We start from the raw sequence: 15,152 nt of genomic DNA on the forward strand, positions 1-15,152 counted from the left end.
CTCGATCGGGCTTCGCGCCATTGCCAGCGCCCAAGACGGGTTTGCGCGACCGTCTCAAGCGTATAGAACAACCGTTCGTGACCGGCCGCAGCTCCGCTCACGATTGATCGCGATCTAGAAATGGACGGACCCCATGATGCTCGAAGCTTCCAATCGTCAGATAGCCTCACTTGCGCTATCACTGCTCGATCTCACCGACCTGACGGACGACTGCACATCTGAGGCCATTGAGAAACTCTGCGCGTCCGCCCGCACGCTGCATGGACATACTGCGGCCATCTGCATCTGGCCGCGTTTTGTGGCTCAGGCCCGCGAAATTCTTGGACCTAACAGCGCGGTCAAGATCGCAACGGTCGTCAATTTCCCCTCTGGTGAATTACCGGTCGAAACCGTCGTCGCTGAAACGCAGCTGGCGATTGCCGATGGCGCCGACGAGATCGATCTGGTCATCCCCTATCGCGCCTTCATGGCCGGCGACGAGCAGGCTGTTCGCACGATGATCTCCGCCGTCCGGCTGGCTTGCCCGGCGCCCGTCCTGCTCAAGACCATTCTGGAGACCGGTGAAATGAAGGATCGCGGCCTGATCCGCAGCGCCTCCCATATCGCCATCCAGGAAGGCGCCGATTTCATCAAGACATCGACCGGCAAGGTCGCTGTCAACGCAACCCTGGAGGCGGCGGATATCATGCTGACCTGCATCCGCGAAAGCGGCCGCAAGGTTGGCTTCAAGCCGGCCGGTGGCGTTCGTACCGTCGGCGATGCCCGCCTGTATCTCACTCTCGCCGCCACCATCCACAGTCCTGACTGGCCGATGCCCTCGACGTTCCGCTTCGGCGCCTCCGGCCTGCTGGGCGACATCCTCTCGGTGCTCGACGGCCGCGAACCCGTCGCCGGCGCGACGGCCTATTGATCATGATCCCACAGGAGGTCATCCGGCGAAAGCGGAACGGCGAAGCGCTGGAGAGTGTGGACATCGCCGGTTTCATCCGTGGCCTGACCGATGGATCGATCTCCGAAGGGCAGGTGGCGGCCTTTGCCATGGCCGTGTGGTTCTCCGGAATGAGCCTTGAGGAAACCGTGGCGCTGACGCTTGCCATGCGCGACAGCGGCGATGTGCTGTCCTGGGCGGATATCGGCCATCCCATCGCCGACAAGCACTCGACCGGCGGGGTCGGCGACAATGTTTCCCTGATGCTTGCACCGATCGTCGCCGCATGCGGGCTTGCGGTGCCGATGATTTCCGGCCGCGGCCTTGGCCATACCGGTGGCACGCTAGACAAGCTTGAAGCAATCCCGGGCTACGATATCAAGCCCTCCGAAGCGCTATTTCGCCGGACGGTTCAGGAAGCCGGCTGCGCCATCATCGGCCAGACGGCCGATCTCGCGCCCGCCGACCGGCGGCTCTACGCCATTCGTGACGTGACTGCGACGGTCGATTCCGTGCCGCTGATCACCGCCTCGATCCTGTCGAAGAAACTGGCGGCTGGCCTGCAATCGCTGGTGCTCGACGTCAAGATCGGTAACGGCGCCTTCATGGTCGGGCTGGAGGAGGCGGAGACGCTGGCCCGCTCGCTGGTTGGCGTCGCCAATGGCGCCGGTGTCAAGACGACGGCGTTGATCACCGACATGAACGAACCCTTGGCCGACGCGGCCGGCAATTCCGTCGAAATCGAAAACTGTGTCGCCTTCCTGCGCGGAGAAAAATCTGGAACGCGCCTGGAAGCGGTGGTGATGACCTTTGCCGCCGAAATGCTGATGACTTCCGGCGTTGCTGCCAGCCCCACGGAGGGCGCCGATCTTGCCCGCCGCGCGCTCACTACCGGTGCAGCGCTGGAGCGGTTCGGCCGCATGGTCCATATGCTGGGCGGGCCTGCCGATTTCATCGATCGGCCCCAGGCCTATCTGGTCAAGGCGCCGGTCGTTCTCGCCGTCGAAGCGCCGCGTGACGGTTATCTTCAATCCTGCAATGCGCGCGATGTCGGGATGGAAGTCATTGCGCTCGGGGGTGGCCGCACAAGGCCGGACGAAGCGATCGATCACAGGGTCGGTTTCAGCGGCCTGAAGCAGCTTGGGACCAAGGTCGAAAAGGGCGAGCCCTTCGCCTTTGTCCATGCCTCCAGCGAAGATCAGGCATTGAAGGCGCGTGCCCGGCTGCAGGATATCTATGCGATCGGTAACGACACATTGCCTGAGCGGCCGGTGATCGTTTCCAAAATCAGCGGGTAAGGTGCAATGCGCCGTTCTCGACCCGGTAGGACGAGAGCTTGTTGAGAAAACTCATGCCGACCAGCATGCCCGACAGCGATTTGTCGGGCAAAACCATCGCCTCGACGTCCTTGACCGTGATCGTGCCGATCTCGACACGGTCCAGCATGACGGAAGCGCCCTTGACGATGCCGTTCGCGGTATTGGCTCTGGCGGTGAAGGAGAGTGACCCTGTCGAGATGCCCAGTCTTCGCGCCGTCGATATGTTGATGGCGATCATGCTGGCGCCGGTATCGACCATACCGTCGGCCTTGCGTCCGTTGATGGTGAATGTACCAAGGAAATGTCCGCCTGGACCCGGCTGCATGATGACGCCTTTGCCGCCCGCATATTTTGCCGCGCTAGTCTGGGCCGGTTTGGCAGCAGTGTCGGCCTGCGGGCGCTCAAGATAGGAGGTCGCAAGCCCTGGCAGCACCATGGCAGCGGCAACGATGCCTCCGGCAAAGACAGCCAGGCGAACCAGCATTGATCAACTCCACACGCAAAACCTCTCAGCAGCTAAGCACGACATCCGCTAACGGGATGCAAAAAGCCGCCGGATTTTCCGGCGGCCGCGTGTCGAATTGTGAAACTGGTTAAGGAACCGGCAAGACGTGTCTGGTCGGCGGCCCGCCGGGAATGGCCAGCCGTTTGGCTTTATTTGGTGCCGTACATCCGGTCGCCGGCATCGCCGAGGCCGGGCACGATATAGCCCTGCTCGTTGAGATGGCTATCGATCGAAGCAGTAAAGATCGGCACGTCCGGATGCGCGGCCTGAAAATTCTTGATGCCTTCGGGCGCGGCCAGCAGGCAGAGGAAACGCAGGTTTTTTGCGCCGCGCTCCTTCAGCTTGTCGATGGCCGCGATCGAGGAATTTCCGGTCGCCAGCATCGGATCGACGACGATGACGAGTCGTTCGGACATGGCTTCCGGTGCCTTGAAATAATACTCGACGGCTTCCAATGTCTCATGATCCCGGTAGACTCCGACATGCGAGACGCGGGCGGAAGGAACCAGTTCCAGCATCCCCTCCAGCAAGCCGTTGCCGGCACGCAGGATGGAGGCGAAAACCAGCTTCTTGCCCTCGAGCACCGGCGCCTGGATCGTCTGCATCGGCGTTTCGATGGTTTCCATCGTCAGTTCGAGGTCGCGGGTGACCTCGTAGCAGAGCAATGTCGAGATTTCGCGCAGCAAGCGGCGAAACCCCGCTGTCGAGGTCTCCTTCTTGCGCATGATGGTCAGCTTGTGCTGAACAAGCGGGTGATTAATGACTGTAACGCCGTCCATGGTCAAGCCCTCCTGCGGGATCTGGATTTGAAATCCTTTTTTCACGGAAAGGCGAGACGCCGCAAGGCCCGAGCGTCGCTTTACAGCGTCATCCCCAGCCCGCGCAGTTCAAAGAGCGGCGAGCAGGCGTGCACGCGTCGGCTCATCGACAAAGGCAGCCTCGATCGCTGTGCGCGTCATGCCGTTGATCTCGTCGTCGGAAAAACCCATTACCTGTGAGGCGATCTCGTATTCCTGCTTCAGCGACGTATGGAAGAATGGCGGATCGTCCGAATTGAGCGTCACCCTGCAGCCCGCTTCGTAGAGCGCGCGCAGCGGATGCGAGGCAAAGTCCGGAAAGACCTGCAGCGACACGTTGGAGCCCGGGCAGGTTTCCAGCACCACACCCTCGTCGGCAATCCGCTTGACAAGGTCTGCGTCCTCGATGGCACGGACGCCGTGGCTGATCCGGGAGGGACGCACATGATCGAGCGCATCGCGCACGCTGAAGGCACCGGCCATCTCGCCGGCATGGATGGTCAGGCCAAGACCGCAATCCCGGGCGATATCGAAAGCACGGGAGAAGTCGGCGACCGTATGCATGCGTTCGTCGCCCGCAAGGTTGAAGCCGGTGACCAGCGGATGGTCGCGCTTGGCTGCATAAAGTGCCGTCCGCTCCGCCGCTTCCGGTCCCATGTGCCGGATAATGGTGATGATCATCCGGCCTTCGATGCCGGTCTTTTGCTTGGCAGCCTCGATACCGGCAGCAAGCCCACGGATGTAGGCGTCGCTGCCGATGCCGATCGTATTGCCGTGGTCAGGGGAAACGATGATTTCGCTGTAGATCGTGCCTGCGGCTGCCAGTTCCGTCAGATAGGTTTCGGCCAGAAGCGCATAGTCCTCTTCGCTACGAAAAAGCTCGGCAACGGCGTCATAACATTTGAGGAACTGGGTGAAGTCTGCCCAGAGGTATGCCCCGTCCTTGATGATGCCACTGATATCGACATTGTATTTTTGCGCCAGGATCAGGGCGAGCCCCGGTTGGGCCGCACCTTCGATATGGCAATGCAGTTCGGCCTTCTTCAGATATGCGGTCACAGAAAACTTCTCCCATGGAGGCCTGGTGCAAGGCCCAGATGTTTGGCAATCGTTTCGCCGATATCGGCAAAGCTTGGCAGCACGCCGATCGAGCGGGTGCGGATGCCCGGACCGAAGACAAGGATGGGCACGCGTTCGCGCGTGTGGTCGGTGCCACGCCAGGTCGGATCGCAGCCATGGTCGGCGGTCAATATGACGATGTCGCCGGGTTTCAGCTTGCGATCCAGATCGGGAAGGCGCTGGTCGAAGGCCTCGAGGGCCGCAGCATAACCCGGCACGTCGCGGCGATGGCCGAAGAGCATGTCGAAATCGACAAAGTTGGTGAAAACCAGATCACCGTCCTCGGCTTCGTCCATGGCTTTCAGCGTCGCCTCGAACAGCTCCATATTGCCATTCGCCTTGATCATACGGCCGATGCCCTGGTGGGCGAAGATATCGGCGATCTTGCCGACGGCGTGAACGGTTCGGCCCGCCTCTTTCAGCCTGTCCAGCAGCGTCGGTTCCGGCGGCAGGACGGAATAGTCGCGGCGGTTTCCGGTGCGGGCAAAATCTCTGGGCGTCGTTCCGACGAAGGGCCGGGCGATGACGCGGCCGATATTGTAGTCGTCGAGCAAACGCCGCACCGTCTGGCAAAATTCAAGCAGCCGTTCCAGTCCGAAGGACTGTTCGTGTGCCGCGATCTGAAAAACCGAATCCGACGAAGTGTAGCAGATCGGCTTGCCGGTCCGCATGTGTTCCTCGCCATATCGGGCGATGATGTCGGTGCCCGAAGCATGGCAATTGCCGAGGATGCCCGGAACGTCGCCTTCACGGCAGATCGCTTCGACCAGTTCCGGCGGAAAGGCGTCGCCCTCGGCGGGGAAGTAACCCCAATCGAAAGTGACCGGCGTTCCAGCGATTTCCCAGTGTCCGGAGGGCGTGTCCTTACCGCGCGAGACTTCGCTTGCCGCGCCATAGAGCCCGAAGACCCGTTCCGGCAGCGGCATGCCGGCGGGCAGGCGTTTGTTGGCAAGTTTTGCGGCATGCAGCAGGCCAAGCGCCGACATGTTGGGAAGCGTTAGCGGTCCTTCGCGCAAGCCTTCCCGGTCACCCGCGCCAGCCGCACAGAATTCGGCGATATGGCCGAGCGTGTCGGCGCCATCATCGCCAAATTCGGCAGCGTCCGGCGCCCCGCCGATGCCGAAGGAATCAAGAACGAACAGAAAGGCACGCGCCATGAACCACCCAGTAATACTGCAGGAGCGACAGAACAAATTTAGTTTTCATCTCACACGGTCACAGCGGAGATGAAAGCGCGCAGAAATACGCCGAGGCCGTGCATATTGCAAATGGCCAGATGTTTGCCGGATGTCTGCTCAGGCGGTGGTGGCAGAATTTTACTTAAACGCAGGGCAATCGCTGCATTTTATCTCGGTACCGACGCGCTGGCGGAAATAGGAGGTTTTGGAGATATCGACGGTGTTCAAAGTGTTTTTAGAGAGCCCCGGTGCAAAGAGCAGTATTTCGTGTGGAACAACCAGCTCCGATCGGACGATGAAGGTGTTAACGGCTGAGATATCGCTTGGCATTATGACGGTCGAGCCGGCCTTGTAGGGGGCAGTGCCTGCTTGGTCATAGGACCAGTTCACGACGCCGACGCCTGGCGCCGTCATCTGGATGCCGGTCATCTTCAGCGTGTATGTTTTATCGTTTAACTCGAATGGTGACATGACGCTTTTGGCGACGGCTTTCATGCCGTCGAGACTGGCCTTATCGACACTTTGCATTTGTGTCAGCACGTCCGCCACCGTGCTTGAGGCGCGGGAGACTTTTCGGGAGACGTTGAAGCCGACCGAGATTTCGAAACAACCGATATAGGCCATGATCAGCAACGGGGCGATGATCGCGAATTCGATCGCACCCGTTCCCTTCCGGTCGCGCCAAAAAGCCCTGAAAGCCTCCAGCTTCCAGGAGAGCAATGCTCTATGATAACCCATGGCCTTCATAGCCTGCTCCTCAGTAGCTTTCTGTGCGGAAGGCGGCCGTTGCCACCATCAGGTAGTCTTTCGGCATGCTGCTCCCAGCCGGGCGCAAATTGGTAATGTAGGGGCGTACAAGGTCGGTGATGACTTCCCAGCGATAGTAGGCGCGCACTATGGTGATCGTCGTCGGCCCACCTGGGTTGAACTGGAAGCTGTCTGTATCAAGATCGCCATTTTTTCGTGGGAGAGTGCTTGGAATTTTGGAGAAATCCGCGAAGCTCCGCACGTCGATAAACAGTTTCGACGGTGTTTTGGCTTCGGTTGCAGAGCAGGTCATGAGAACGGAAATCTCGGCGCAAAAAGCTCGGCGAAAGTCTTCCTGGGTCATCGACGAGGTGATCTGGCCGGTTCGCACCTTGCGAGCCATCGTTTCCGTGGCGTTGGCGAGAAGTTGCTCTCCCGTGAATGCCGCAAACGTTTCAAGAGAGGCGAAAACGATGACCATGAAAGGCAAAGCGAGAAGCGCGAATTCAATCGCCGATGTTCCGGATTTGTCTTTGAACAGACGCCGCAACAGGCCCCGATTGCGTTTACTGTGCGCAGGCCCGTCAATCTGACCGGCAGCGACGTCTTCATCATGGTTGTTGAACATTTCGCCATTCCGCAATGCGCCATACGATGAGGCACATTAGGAACCGACTGTTGATATTTCGTATGCAAGGACGATGATAATTTGAATGGAAACAATTACCGGATGATAAGAATTGGTGGCCAGATCTTGCCTCCCATCCGAATTACGTGCCGTCGTTTCCGCTACTCACAACTGGTCCGTTCGGTGACGCAGTCCCTCAGTTTGCAGTGGCTGTCTTTTGGGTTGCGTGCTCTTCGCAATTGGGGGTGCAGGACAGCACGGAGCGGACCGTCTGGCGGAAGACGCGTACGGTGTTTCCTTCATCGATCGAGACCAGAATGCGCTCGTCAACGATGGCATTTCCATCCGTATCGAGAATGACGAGGTTCGTGGTTCCGAAGGAACGCCCGGTCAGAACGATTGTTTTTGCATCGGCAACAGTGGCGTCGGCGACGTCGGAATTGCCGATGATCACCTTGCTTACGGGCCGGTCAAGCTTGAGCACCCGCGCCTGGTTCATGAAAACGTTGAGCATTTCGTCGGCAGCAACGGCCGGGCGCACCAATAACGAATGGGTAAAAACCAGAATTGCGAAGGCCGTTGTCAGCGACCGGGCGCCGATGGCTGTGTTTTGCAAATTCATGGCGGTTTCCTGATGATGCGATGCCCCAGCATCCACTGTTTTGGTGAATGAAGCGTTAAATCCGTGCCTTCCTTGGCGCTCCAAGGTCGTTCAGCGTGCACGTATCCGTCAGACATCGCGACTCCCGGACGGAAATAGCATTTTATACTTTGCGTTACCGTTGTTTTTATCATGAAATATGGTGTCAACCGTTAACATGTCGGTAACTCTTTTCTTTAAGCCAATTGAAATTCACCCTCTGTAGGGTTTGCTCATCCGATCAACGGAAACAGTTGGCGGAAGTGCTGAACAAACAAGTGAAGTAGGAGAGATACCATGACCAAGATTTTTGCACGTTTCATGAAGGATGAGTCCGGCGCGACCGCGATCGAATACGGCCTGATTGCCGCTCTCATCTCCGTTGCCCTGATCACCGGCGCCACGGCGCTCGGTTCGCAGTTGAACACTGCATTCAACGACCTGAGCACAAAGATGACGACCGCTGACGGCAAGTATTAATCTGTCGCGTTTTATGTTGAGAACCGCCCTTCGGGGCGGTTTTTCTTATTGTGCCCCCGGCGGTTTTTACCGACTTTCCATTTCGTTAAATCAACGCGTGTATGCTTGGGCGAAGGCGTTTTTATTCCGTCGGGTCTCAATAGTGCTTACAAATTAAAAATTGGGAGCGATGAGGGTGATTGAAGCCGCCATTTTTGTCATATTCCCGCTGTGCCTGGCGATCGCAGCGTTCTCCGATCTTTTTACGATGACCATCCCGAACCGCGTATCGGCCATTTTACTGGGTGCATTTATCCTGATAGCTCCTGCGGCTGGTTTCAGCTTATCGATGATTGGCCTACACCTTGCCATGGGCTTGATCGTCTTTGCCGGGTGTTTTACGCTTTTCGCGCTGAACGTCATGGGTGGCGGTGATGCCAAACTGTTGACGGCCAGCGCCGTCTGGTTTGGATTTAACAGTTCATTGATTGAGTTTCTCATCTACGTGTCGTTCTTCGGCGGCGTCCTGACTATCCTGATCCTGATGCTGCGCAAGCAAGAAAACACCATTCTCGCTGCCGGTCTTCCGGTACCGCACCTTCTGTTCACAGCCAATAAAATTCCCTACGGCATTGCTATTGGGCTTGGCGGCTTCCTCGCCTATCCTTCCTCGCCGCTGATGATGGCCGCGCTCGCGCAGCTGCGTTAATCTCTTCGTACCATCCTGACGCTTTACTGTCCGTCTTGTGACACAAGAGGCGCGACCGACGTGCCTTTCTGGCGCAAATCATTTGTTAACCACGAATGTAAGTGGTCCGTTAACTATAATTACACCAATTCCTGATCAATCTGCAGCGGGCATATTCTGGGCCGCAGGGAAAGATCATGAAACCGGTGCGCGTTATTATTCTGGCAGTGGCTGTCGCATCGGCGGGACTGGCCGGGTTCCTGGCACTCAAGCTGACCAGCGGCAAGACCGTGATCAGCACAGCCCAGCCGGTGATCGAGCGTGAACCGACCGTCAACGTTCTGGTCGCCAGCAAGAGCTTGCCGGTGGGATCGAGGCTCAGTCCTGATGCCGTGCACTGGATCTCCTGGCCCAAGGATGGTGTCGTCGAGGGCCTGATCACCGAAGAACTCCGTCCGAACGCCGTCGCCGATCTCCAGGGTGTGGTCGTTCGCCTGCCGATTTTCAACGGTGAACCGCTGCGTCAGGAAAAGATCGCCGATTCGTCGAGCCGCATCATGTCGTCGCTATTGCCGGCCGGCAAGCGCGCTGTCGCCACCGAAATTACCGTTGCCACCGGCGCCGGCGGGTTCATCCTTCCGAACGACCGCGTTGACGTCATCATGGTTCGCAAGGACCAGGACAATTTCCTGACCGAAACCGTTCTCAGCAACGTCCGCGTGCTCGCCATCGACCAGCAGGTCGAAGAAAAGGAAGACGGGTCCAAGTCGGTGGTTGGAACGACCGCCACACTCGAGCTGACGCCGGATCAGTCGAAGGTGATGACGGTTGCCCAGCAAATGGCCGAACGCCTGTCGCTGGTCCTGCGTAGCGTTGCCGACGCACAGGAGCCGGATACGATCGGGGCCGATTATCTGCTGAGCGGCGATGGGCGGCCCTCAATTCAGGTCATCAAGTCGGGCTCTATCGTCAAGAGCGATGACAGCTCATCCATGGGGCAAGCGAAATGATATGTGAGCGGGAGCGGAACGTGAAGCGGATCGACAACAGGTTTCGGAGCTCTGTCGCCGGCGGACTGGTCTTTTGCCTGGCTTTTTCGGGTTTGCCGGCCGGGGTCTTTGTCGCCGAAGCCGCGTCACAGTCGCTGGTGCGCATCGTCGATAGTGGACCGGGCGTCAAGAAAACCATCAAGCTGGGGCTTAACAAGGCCGTGGTTATCGATCTGCCGAGGGACGCGCACGATATCCTTGTTGCCGATCCAGCGCTTGCGGATGCCGTTACACGAACCTCCCGCCGGATCTACCTGTTCGGAAAAGCGGTTGGCCAGACCAATATCTTCGTGTTCGGACCGGGCGGCGAGGAAATCGTCAGCCTCGATCTGGAAATCGAGCGCGATATTTCCGGCCTCGAAGCCAATCTCAGGCGTTTTCTACCCGATTCCGATATCAAGGTCGAAATCATCTCGGACAACATCGTTCTGACGGGTACCGTTCGTACACCCTTGGACTCCACCCGTGTCGAGGAACTCGCCAGCGCCTTTATCAAGGGCGGTGAGGCCACCACGCGCAATATTACCGCACAAGGCAATAACGGCGACGCGGACATCTTTGCCGAGCGCCGTCAGGTTTCGCAGATCGTCAATCTTCTCCGGATCGACGGTGAGGACCAGGTAATGCTCAAGGTGACGGTGGCCGAGGTCTCGCGCCAGGTGCTCAAGCAGCTTGGCTTTAGCGGCTCGATCAAAAGCTCGACCAGCGGTAACGGTATCACCTTCCGCAATCCGGCAAACCTCGGCAATGCGGTCAATGCTTTCGCCTCCCAGATCAGTGGCGCCATCGGCTCGGGTTCGATGGGCTTCGCCAGCTATTTCAACGCCATGGAGCAGGCCGGCGTGATGCGCACGCTGGCGGAGCCCAGCCTGACGGCGATTTCCGGCAAGAAGGCCAGTTTCTCCGTCGGCGGCGAGTATCGTCTGCCATCCGAGCAGGAAATCGACGAAAAGGGTGTGCTGAAGAGAACCGTGGAAACCGTCGAGTATGGCATCGGGCTGGATTTCACGCCGGTTGTGCTCGGGCCAGGCCGTATCAGCCTGGAAATCGCGACGGAGGTTTCCGAGCCCACATTCGAGGGATCGGTCGTCAACGGCAACGCAGTCAATGTCCCCGGTCAGACCTATATGTCGATCCGCCGCCGCAAGGCCTCGACCAGCGTTGAGCTTCCGTCCGGCGGCTCTATCGTGATCGGCGGTCTGGTACAGGACGATATCCGCCAGGCGATGTCCGGTCTTCCCGGCGCCTCGAAAATTCCGATTTTCGGTACGCTGTTCCGCTCGAAAGATTTCATTCGCAACGAGACCGAATTGGTCATCATCGCGACGCCTTACCTGGTTCAGCCGGTAGCGCGCGGCGACCTGTCGCGTCCGGATGACAATTTCAATCCGACCGACGATCTGTCCAGCGCATTTCTCGGCGAAGTCAATCGCATCTACGGCACCCGTCAGGCCGCCCCCACCGGGCAGTATCACGGCAATGTCGGCTTCATTTACAAGTAGGCGGGAGCGGACATGGCAACGACGATCATCCTGAACCGCGATATGAAAAGGCACACCATCATGCGGCCAAACACGTTTGCAGGCCCGATCCGATTTGCGCGCCTGCTGGCGTTTGGCGCTTTGCTGGTCGCGGGTACGAGTCTTGCCGGCTGCGCCAACCGGGACGGCATGTCCACGGGCGCCTTGCCTGACGATTACCGGACGCGCCACCCGATCGTGATCGCCGAATCCGAACACGCAATCGATGTACCGGTGGGGTCCAGCGACAGGCGACTGACGAAGGGCGCGCGTGACGTCATCCGCGGTTTCGCGCAGAGCTATACCAATTCCGCCACCGGCACCGTTCAGATTCTGCTGCCGCGCGGGTCCGCCAACGCCCAGGCCGCGTCTTCACTGCGCAAGGAAATCCGTGGTGTTCTGGTCGGAGCAGGAATACCGGCGAGCCGGTTGGTCGAGGTCAGTTATCAGGCCGATCCCTATGGCGACGCAGCGCCCGTGCGGCTAAGCTATACGGCAATCACTGCCAAGACCGGCCCTTGCGGCAACTGGCCAAAGGATCTCGTTTCCAACACGATCCAGAACAAGAATTACGAAAATTTCGGCTGCTCCAGCCAGGCTAACCTTGCAGCACAGATCTCCAATCCGTTGGATCTGCTCGGGCCTCGCGCCATGTCGCCGATCGATGCCGTCCAGCGCGGCAAAGTGATCAGCGATTACCGCGGGATAGACTCTGGTGGCGATCCCGAAAGCACCACATTCAACTTCAACTGACACATCCGGGCGGTTTGAAGGGATAACACCATGAGCACGATTGACTACAAGATAGAGACACCAGCCAGCGATCGTGACGGTATTTCCGATGCCGTTCGTCCAAGCGAAGTCGACCATTTGCGGCCGCTTCCGCGGATATCCGTGCATGCATTCTGCGAAACGGAAGCGTTACAGCGGGTAATGGAGCGGTGCGGCCAAGACCGGCGAATGAGCAAGGTGACCTTCAGGGTCAACAGTGGCTCGATCGCGGCTGCCGCCAATATGTTCTCTACAACACCGACGCCCAATCTGATCATCATTGAAACGGCAACGGAACCACGTTCGCTGATGCAGGAACTGGCGCCGCTGGCCGCCGTCTGCGATCCCAGCACCAAAGTCATCATCATCGGCGGTTACAATGATATCCCGCTCTATCGCGACCTGATCCGCAACGGCATCTCCGAATATATGGTGGCTCCGGTCGCCATGTCCGACGTGCTTGGCGCCATCGCCACGATCTTCGTCGATCCGGAGGCCGAACCGCTTGGACGCAGCATCGCCTTCATCGGTGCCAAAGGGGGCGTCGGCTCTTCGACGCTGGCCCATAACTGCGCCTGGGGCATCTCCAACCTGTTTTCAACCGAAGTGGTGCTGGCCGATCTCGACCTGCCTTATGGCACCGCCAACATCAATTTCGACCAGGACCCGCCTCAGGGCATATCCGAGGCGGTTTTTTCCCCGGAACGTCTCGACGAGGTTTTCCTTGATCGGCTTTTGACGAAATGCTCCGAGCATCTTTCGTTGCTGGCCGCGCCATCGATGCTTGATCGGCCCTATGACTTCGACGCAACGGCCTTCCAGCCGCTGATGGAAATCCTGTTGCGCAATGCCCCGGTTTCCGTGCTCGATGTGCCGCATCAATGGTCTGACTGGACGCGTACGGTGCTGGCGGAGGCGGACGAGGTCGTGATCACAGCCGTGCCCGATCTGGCCAACCTGCGCAATGCCAAGAACCTGTTTGATTCGCTGAAGAATATCCGGCCGAACGACAAGATGCCGCATCTGGTGCTCAATCAGGTCGGGTTGCCGAAACGGCCTGAAATCTCGCCCAGCGATTTCTGCGATTCTCTTGGGGTCGAGCCCGTCGCCATCATTCCATTCGACGTCGTTCTTTTTGGAAATGCGGCAAATAGCGGCCGGATGATCGCGGAGATCGACAAAAAGGCGCCGACGGCCGAGACCTTCTCGCAACTGGCCCATCTCCTGACCGGTCGGGCAACAGCCAAGAAGGCAAAGAGCGGCGGCCTCGGCAAAATTCTTGGGATGCTTGGCCGCAAGTAACTGACAGTCAAACGAAAACCGGATTGAGCGCATGTTTGGTAAACGAGGAAACGACGGCTTCGGAAAGGGCGGGTCTATCAGCTCCGCCATGCAACCGGCCACGTCCGTGGCGGTTGCCGAACGCCCGAGCGCGCCGGTCCTTGCCGAACCGGTTCGCGAAACGATTCCTGTAACCCGGGCGCAACCCGCTCCTCCGCCGGTTCGCAAGAAGGCTGCCCGTACCGAGGATTATTACGATACCAAGTCCCAGGTATTTTCTGCGTTGATCGATACGATTGACCTTTCGCAGCTCGCCAAGCTCGACAACGAGAGCGCGCGTGAGGAAATTCGCGATATCGTCAATGACATCATCACGATCAAGAATTTCGCAATGTCGATCTCCGAGCAGGAAGAGCTGCTCGAGGATATCTGCAACGACGTTCTCGGCTACGGTCCGCTGGAACCGCTTCTGGCACGCGACGACATCGCCGATATCATGGTCAACGGCGCGGGCCAGACCTTCATCGAAGTGAACGGCAAAACGATTGAATCCGAAGTGCGGTTTCGCGACAATGCCCAGCTGCTGTCGATCTGCCAGCGTATCGTCTCGCAGGTCGGCCGCCGCGTCGATGAATCCTCGCCTATCTGCGACGCCCGTCTCCCCGACGGATCCCGTGTCAACGTCATCGCACCGCCGCTCGCCATCGATGGCACGGCACTGACCATTCGTAAGTTCAAGAAGGACAAGCTGAAGCTCGACCAGTTGGTCAAGTTCGGCGCCATCACGCCGGAAGGTGCTGTCCTTCTCCAGATCATCGGCCGGGTGCGTTGCAACATCGTCATCTCCGGCGGCACCGGTTCCGGCAAGACGACACTCCTCAACTGCCTGACGGGGTACATCGATGTCGAAGAACGCGTCATCACCTGCGAGGACACGGCCGAGCTTCAACTGCAGCAGCCGCATGTGGTTCGCCTTGAAACCCGCCCGCCAAACATTGAAGGTGAGGGCGAGATCACCATGCGAGATCTCATCAAGAACTGCCTGCGTATGCGGCCTGAACGCATCATCGTCGGCGAAGTCCGTGGACCGGAAGTGTTCGATCTGTTGCAGGCAATGAACACCGGTCACGACGGGTCGATGGGAACCATCCACGCCAATACGCCGCGCGAATGCCTGAGCCGAATGGAATCGATGATCGCCATGGGCGGCTTTACGCTTCCGGCAAAGACCGTACGCGAAATCATCGCCGGTTCGATCGACGTCATCATCCAGGCCGCCCGTCTGCGCGATGGTTCGCGTCGCATCACCCACATCACCGAGGTGATCGGTATGGAAGGCGACGTGATCATCACCCAAGACCTGATGCGTTACGAACTGGAAGGCGAAGATGCCAACGGCAAGATCATCGGCCGGCACAAATCGACGGGTATTGGCCGGCCGCATTTTTGGGATCGCGCCCGCTACTTCAACGAAGACAAACGGCTGGCCGCGACGCTTGATGCGATGGAAAAGGACTGAGGGT

The 15,152-nt window shown here is 58.8% G+C and carries 16 protein-coding genes; 9 read left to right on the plus strand and 7 right to left on the minus strand.

What is annotated here, in order from left to right; all coding sequences use genetic code 11:
* Positions 1-136 precede the first annotated feature (136 nt).
* Together deoC and deoA are read left to right on the plus strand one after the other, a co-directional pair.
* Positions 137-910: a deoxyribose-phosphate aldolase gene (deoC, locus tag ACP7E6_RS17435; protein ID WP_426231182.1), complete on the plus strand. Its 774-nt coding sequence runs from the start codon at positions 137-139 to the stop codon at positions 908-910.
* The gene (deoA, locus tag ACP7E6_RS17440) at positions 907-2,226 is read left to right on the plus strand and encodes a thymidine phosphorylase (protein ID WP_426231001.1); all 1,320 of its coding nucleotides are present in this window, start codon (positions 907-909) and stop codon (positions 2,224-2,226) included. The genes deoC and deoA overlap by 4 nt, the downstream gene beginning before the upstream one ends.
* Here deoA and ACP7E6_RS17445 read toward each other — a convergent pair.
* The 7 genes from ACP7E6_RS17445 to ACP7E6_RS17475 all read right to left on the minus strand — a co-directional run bounded on the left by ACP7E6_RS17445 (position 2,216) and on the right by ACP7E6_RS17475 (position 7,843).
* Positions 2,216-2,731 (minus strand): retropepsin-like aspartic protease family protein, encoded by a 516-nt coding sequence (locus ACP7E6_RS17445; protein ID WP_426231002.1) that lies wholly within the window; start codon positions 2,729-2,731, stop codon positions 2,216-2,218. The two genes, deoA and ACP7E6_RS17445, sit on opposite strands and share 11 nt — an antisense overlap.
* Before the next feature lie 170 nt (positions 2,732-2,901).
* A complete protein-coding gene (gene upp, locus ACP7E6_RS17450; RefSeq protein WP_037104170.1) occupies positions 2,902-3,531 on the minus strand; it encodes a uracil phosphoribosyltransferase in 630 nt (209 codons plus the stop codon).
* A 108-nt stretch (positions 3,532-3,639) separates the two neighbouring features.
* Positions 3,640-4,608 (minus strand): adenosine deaminase, encoded by a 969-nt coding sequence (locus tag ACP7E6_RS17455; protein WP_426231003.1) that lies wholly within the window; start codon positions 4,606-4,608, stop codon positions 3,640-3,642.
* Positions 4,605-5,825: a phosphopentomutase gene (locus ACP7E6_RS17460; RefSeq protein WP_426231004.1), complete on the minus strand. Its 1,221-nt coding sequence runs from the start codon at positions 5,823-5,825 to the stop codon at positions 4,605-4,607. The genes ACP7E6_RS17455 and ACP7E6_RS17460 overlap by 4 nt, the downstream gene beginning before the upstream one ends.
* Positions 5,826-5,984: 159 nt before the next feature.
* Positions 5,985-6,584 (minus strand): TadE/TadG family type IV pilus assembly protein, encoded by a 600-nt coding sequence (locus ACP7E6_RS17465; protein WP_426231183.1) that lies wholly within the window; start codon positions 6,582-6,584, stop codon positions 5,985-5,987.
* Positions 6,585-6,603: 19 nt separating this feature from the next.
* A complete protein-coding gene (locus ACP7E6_RS17470) occupies positions 6,604-7,221 on the minus strand; it encodes a TadE/TadG family type IV pilus assembly protein (RefSeq protein ID WP_426231005.1) in 618 nt (205 codons plus the stop codon).
* 196 nt (positions 7,222-7,417) lie between these two features.
* A complete protein-coding gene (locus tag ACP7E6_RS17475) occupies positions 7,418-7,843 on the minus strand; it encodes a pilus assembly protein N-terminal domain-containing protein (protein WP_426231006.1) in 426 nt (141 codons plus the stop codon).
* 315 nt (positions 7,844-8,158) lie between these two features.
* Here ACP7E6_RS17475 and ACP7E6_RS17480 point away from each other — a divergent pair, with 315 nt between their 5' ends.
* The 7 genes from ACP7E6_RS17480 (at position 8,159) to ACP7E6_RS17510 (ending at position 15,148) form a co-directional block, all read left to right on the plus strand.
* Complete coding sequence (locus tag ACP7E6_RS17480; RefSeq protein WP_426231007.1) at positions 8,159-8,341, plus strand: Flp family type IVb pilin; 183 nt, start codon at positions 8,159-8,161, stop codon at positions 8,339-8,341.
* A gap of 169 nt (positions 8,342-8,510) precedes the next feature.
* Positions 8,511-9,029: an A24 family peptidase gene (locus ACP7E6_RS17485; protein ID WP_426231008.1), complete on the plus strand. Its 519-nt coding sequence runs from the start codon at positions 8,511-8,513 to the stop codon at positions 9,027-9,029.
* 176 nt (positions 9,030-9,205) lie between these two features.
* Positions 9,206-10,018 (plus strand): Flp pilus assembly protein CpaB, encoded by an 813-nt coding sequence (gene cpaB / locus ACP7E6_RS17490; protein WP_426231009.1) that lies wholly within the window; start codon positions 9,206-9,208, stop codon positions 10,016-10,018.
* Between the two features lie 20 nt (positions 10,019-10,038).
* The gene (locus tag ACP7E6_RS17495) at positions 10,039-11,559 is read left to right on the plus strand and encodes a type II and III secretion system protein family protein (protein WP_426231010.1); all 1,521 of its coding nucleotides are present in this window, start codon (positions 10,039-10,041) and stop codon (positions 11,557-11,559) included.
* 12 nt (positions 11,560-11,571) lie between these two features.
* A complete protein-coding gene (locus ACP7E6_RS17500; protein WP_426231011.1) occupies positions 11,572-12,330 on the plus strand; it encodes a CpaD family pilus assembly protein in 759 nt (252 codons plus the stop codon).
* Between the two features lie 30 nt (positions 12,331-12,360).
* The gene (locus ACP7E6_RS17505; protein WP_426231012.1) at positions 12,361-13,650 is read left to right on the plus strand and encodes an AAA family ATPase; all 1,290 of its coding nucleotides are present in this window, start codon (positions 12,361-12,363) and stop codon (positions 13,648-13,650) included.
* Positions 13,651-13,681: 31 nt separating this feature from the next.
* A complete protein-coding gene (locus tag ACP7E6_RS17510) occupies positions 13,682-15,148 on the plus strand; it encodes a CpaF family protein (RefSeq protein ID WP_426231013.1) in 1,467 nt (488 codons plus the stop codon).
* Positions 15,149-15,152: the final 4 nt, after the last annotated feature.

The sequence above is a fragment of the Pararhizobium sp. DWP3-4 genome, from assembly GCF_049898205.1.
Taxonomy (GTDB): domain Bacteria; phylum Pseudomonadota; class Alphaproteobacteria; order Rhizobiales; family Rhizobiaceae; genus Pararhizobium.